Annotated in this window: 3 protein-coding genes; 2 read left to right on the forward strand and 1 reads right to left on the reverse strand. The window is 62.2% G+C overall.

What is annotated here, in order from left to right; all coding sequences use genetic code 11:
- The first annotated feature begins 136 nt into the window (after window positions 1–136).
- On the forward strand, window positions 137–2,716 hold the full coding sequence (gene polA / locus Q0331_RS00650; protein ID WP_298073953.1) for a DNA polymerase I: 2,580 nt from the start codon (window positions 137–139) through the stop codon (window positions 2,714–2,716).
- Window positions 2,717–2,734: 18 nt separating this feature from the next.
- Here polA and Q0331_RS00655 read toward each other — a convergent pair whose 3' ends face one another.
- Window positions 2,735–3,640 (reverse strand): DUF368 domain-containing protein, encoded by a 906-nt coding sequence (locus tag Q0331_RS00655; RefSeq protein ID WP_298073954.1) that lies wholly within the window; start codon window positions 3,638–3,640, stop codon window positions 2,735–2,737.
- Window positions 3,641–3,902: 262 nt separating this feature from the next.
- Between Q0331_RS00655 and Q0331_RS00660 the strand changes: the two genes are divergently transcribed.
- Window positions 3,903–4,253, forward strand: a 351-nt coding sequence (locus Q0331_RS00660; RefSeq protein WP_298073957.1) for a S1 RNA-binding domain-containing protein, incomplete at its 3' end; no start/stop codon positions are given.

Consider the following 4,253-nt stretch of genomic DNA (forward strand, 5'->3'; position numbering starts at 1 on the left):
ACTCGAACTCACACTGGACGGGTTTTGAATCCGTTGCCTCTGCCAATTGGGCTACTGGGGCGATAAGTGCTTACCGGAGCATAATACGCCACGGCCTTTCAGCCAACCAAAACCGCACTCCGTTAGAGTTGAGCGCATGGCTAAACTCCTCCTCCTCGATGGGCATTCGTTGGCGTTCCGCGCCTTCTACGCTCTGCCCGCAGCCAATTTTTCCACCGTCGGTGGCCAGCACACCAACGCGGTGTATGGCTTCTTAGGCATGTTCCTCACCCTCATGGATAAGGAACAGCCCACCCATGTGGCCGCCGCGTTTGACCTGTCCGGCCCCACATTCCGCGAGGAATCGTTCCCGGAGTACAAGGCGCAGCGCCCGAGCACGCCCGAGGAGTTTAAGGGTCAGATCGAGCTGATTCGTCGCACGCTCGAAGCGTTGGGCGTCACGACCCTAGATAAAGAGTCCTACGAGGCCGACGACATCATCGCGACCCTAGCCACCGAGGGTGCCAAGGATGGCATGGACGTGCTGATCTGCACCGGCGACCGCGATTCGTTGCAGCTGGTCACCGAGGATGTGACGGTGCTGTATACGCTCAAGGGTGTCTCTGAGCTGCATCGTTTCACCCCACAGGCCGTCGAAGAGAAGTACGGCGTGACCCCCACCCAGTACCCGGACCTCGCGGCGCTGCGCGGCGATACCTCCGACAACATGCCCGGCGTGCCCGGCGTGGGCCCGAAGACCGCGCAGAAGTGGATCGCCAAGTACGGCAGCCTGCAGGGCGTGATCGACAACATGGATGACATCGGCGGGAAGGTCGGCGCCAACCTGCGCGAAAACATCGACAATGTGGTGCTCGCGCGCGACATTACGGAAATGGTGCGGGACCTTAAGCTTGTTGATGATTTGGACGCCCTCAGTCCCCACGAAATCGATCCCAACGAGGCGCTCGGCATGTTCGAGGAGCTGCAGTTTGGCACTGGCCTGCGCAATAGGGCATTCAAGATCATGGGCGTGGAGTTCGCCGACAGTGCCGCTATCCCCGTCACCGTGGAGGAGCTGAAGCCGGGGAAGCTGGGCGCGTGGCTGAAAAAGCGTACCCGCGGCACGGTGGTGGACGTGGATGGCGAGCAGCTGACCCTGCTGGACCGCGACAACGTCGCCATCGTTCAAGACCTCGCCGACGTGGACCCGAAGGACGAGAAGGCGCTGGCGGAGTGGCTGGCCAACCCGCAGGCCACGAAGTGGCTCCATGACTCCAAGCAGACGTATCACATACTGCAGAATCAAGGCTTAAAGCTTGACGGAGTGGAGCATGACACGTCCCTGGCGGCGTACCTGCTGCGCCCCGACGTGCGCACCCTCTCCCTGGCGGACGTGGTGCAGCGCCATGTGGGTCACGAACTGTCGGAGGGCGCCACCGGCCCCGAGCGCGCCCAGGCTGTCGCCGAACTGGTGAAGGCCCTCACTCCAGAGATCGAGGCTGCCGGCCAGGCCGAACTGTACTTTGACCTGGAGGTCCCCCTGGCCCTGATCCTGGCGGCCATGGAACACGCGGGCATTGCCGTGGACGACGCGGCGCTGCAGGAGCTTTCCGACGACTACGGCGCACGCCTTAACGAGGAGATCGCCGCTGCCCGCGAACTGGCGGGGGAGCCGGAGCTGAACCTTTCCTCCCCGAAGCAGCTGCAGAAGGTCCTCTTCGAGACCTTCGACCTGCCGAAGACGAAGAAGACCAAGACCGGGTATTCCACGGCCGCCGCGGAACTGGAGAAACTGGCCGCCCAGTCCAACCACCCGTTCCTGGGTCACCTCATGGCCCACCGCGAGTACCAGAAGATGAAGTCCACCATCGACGGACTGATCGAGGCCGTGGGCGACGACGGGCGCATCCACACCACCTTCAACCAGAAGGGCGCGGCGACGGGCCGCCTGTCTTCCTCCGATCCGAACCTGCAGAACATCCCCGTGCGCACCGAAGCCGGCCGCAAGATCCGCGCCGCGTTTACGGTCGGGGAGGGCTACGAAACTCTGCTGACCGCCGACTACTCCCAGATCGAGATGCGTGTGATGGCGCACCTGTCGGAAGATGCGGGCCTGATCGAGGCATACGCCAGCGGCGAGGATCTGCACAATTATGTCGGCTCGCGCGTGTTCGACGTTCCGGTCGATGAGGTCACGCCGGAGTTGCGCCGCCGGGTGAAGGCACTGAGCTATGGCCTGGTCTACGGCCTCTCGGCCTTCGGCCTATCCCAGCAGCTGAAGATCAGCGCGGGGGAGGCGAAGAGGATCATGGATAACTACTTCGAGCGTTTCGGAGGTGTGAAGCGCTACCTCGACCACGTGGTGGAGGTTGCCAAGGAAACCGGCTACACGGAGACTCTCTACGGCCGCCGCCGCTACCTGCCGGAGCTGAACTCCTCCAATCGTGTGGCCAGGGAGAATGCCGAGCGCGCCGCCCTCAATGCGCCGATCCAGGGCACGGCCGCGGATATCATCAAGCTGGCCATGCTGCGCGTGGATCGGGAGATCACCCGTCACCAGCTGGCTTCCCGCGTGTTGCTGCAGGTTCACGATGAACTCGTGGTAGAGGTCGCGCCCGGCGAGCTGGAGCAGGTCACCGAGCTAGTCGAGCGCGAGATGGATGCCGCCGCCCAGTTGCGCGTACCGCTGGATGTCTCCGCCGGCACGGGCGATAACTGGGATCTGGCAGCGCACTAGCCACGCGCGCCAGCCGCGTTAGCTGGCGTCTGCCTGCGTGGTTTTCGCGTTCGAGGCCCTCTCGGCCGCCAGCATCGCCACGACGATCACCGCGCCCAGCAGGAAAAGGCCGATCGCGGCGCCCAGGTGTTCGCCCGGCGCCTGCAGGTTCGCATTCCCGTCCTGCCACGGCCACAGCGCACGCAGGGAGCCCAGCATCAGGCCCGTCATTACGAACAAAGTGATGGTGCGGTGGTTGTTAAGCAGGTATTCCAGCAGGCGCACAAAGCACACGATTCCGGTGATCGCGCCCAGGAAGAACACGCCGAGGTAGACCAGGTTCCTATCGTCCACCGCCGCCATCGTCGCGGAGTATAGGCCCACGGCCAGCAGGAAGAAGGAGCCGGATACGCCCGGCAGCACCAGCGCGCACACTGCAATCGCCGCAGCCGCGAAAACCCACAGCAGGTTCGGGTCGGACTGCGGGGCACTGGTAACGCCGGTCAGGAAGAACGTGGCCGTTGCCGCCACAACCAAGCCGAGGATTGCCATCGGCAGCCGCCGGCGCGCGTCCTCCTTATCCGTCATGCCAATCGGCACGGTCAGGGAGAGCAGCACCATGCCGAAGAACAGCGCGCGCGAGTGCACCGGCTTGTCCGTTACGAAGCTCTCCATCACGCCAGCCAGGGACAGTACAACGGCACCCATGCCGACCACCATTGGTATCAAAAGCATCCAGTCCAGTGTTTTGTACTGGGCAAACGCAGCCTTGCGATCCTTCGGTAGCTTCTTCGTCGCATCCAGGAACAGGTTCGCCTGGTGCAGCACGCGCTCGTACACGCCGGTAACCAACGCGATCGTGCCGCCGGAAACGCCCGGGACGAGCTCGGCCATGCCAATCAACCCGCCACGGACCATATTTACTAGTATTTGCAGTATCTTCATCGCGCCCAATCGTACTGCACGTCTTGGACAACCCAGCTTCAACTCGCGGCCGAAAGTCCATGTTTGCGCTGTTCACTGTGGTCGTGTAGCGTTATGCGCGTTGTGCGCTCTCTTTTTGATTCTTTAGGACGCCCCCACGTGGAGCTCCTAGAGGCTAACCGCCAGGTAATTGACGCTGGTGGTGGCGTCAAAAAGCAGGGTTTGCAGAACTAGAGTAACTGTCCATCTTCTATTTCTATTCGTTCCGAAAGACATTCAACATATGCCCACCAACAACGTCCCTCAGGTAGCCATTAACGACATTGGCTCCGCTGAGGATTTCCTCGCTGCCGTCGACTCCACCATCAAGTACTTCAACGATGGTGACATTGTCGAGGGCACCGTCGTCAAGGTCGATCACGACGAGGTCCTGCTGGACATCGGATACAAGACGGAGGGTGTCATCCCTTCCCGCGAGCTGTCGATCAAGCACGACGTTGACCCGGGTGAGGTTGTTGAGGTCGGCGACGAGATCGACGCTCTGGTTCTCACCAAGGAAGACAAGGAAGGCCGCCTGATCCTGTCCAAGAAGCGTGCACAGTACGAGCGCGCTTGGGGCACGATCGAGGAGCTC

It is taken from the genome of uncultured Corynebacterium sp. (genome assembly GCF_937999985.1).
Classification (GTDB): domain Bacteria; phylum Actinomycetota; class Actinomycetes; order Mycobacteriales; family Mycobacteriaceae; genus Corynebacterium.

Coding starts and splice junctions, on each gene's coding strand:
- polA (WP_298073953.1), top strand. CDS start 137: ATGGCTAAACTCCTCCTCCTCGATGGGCATTCGTTGGCGTTCCGCGCC.
- Q0331_RS00655 (WP_298073954.1), bottom strand. CDS start 3,640: ATGAAGATACTGCAAATACTAGTAAATATGGTCCGTGGCGGGTTGATT.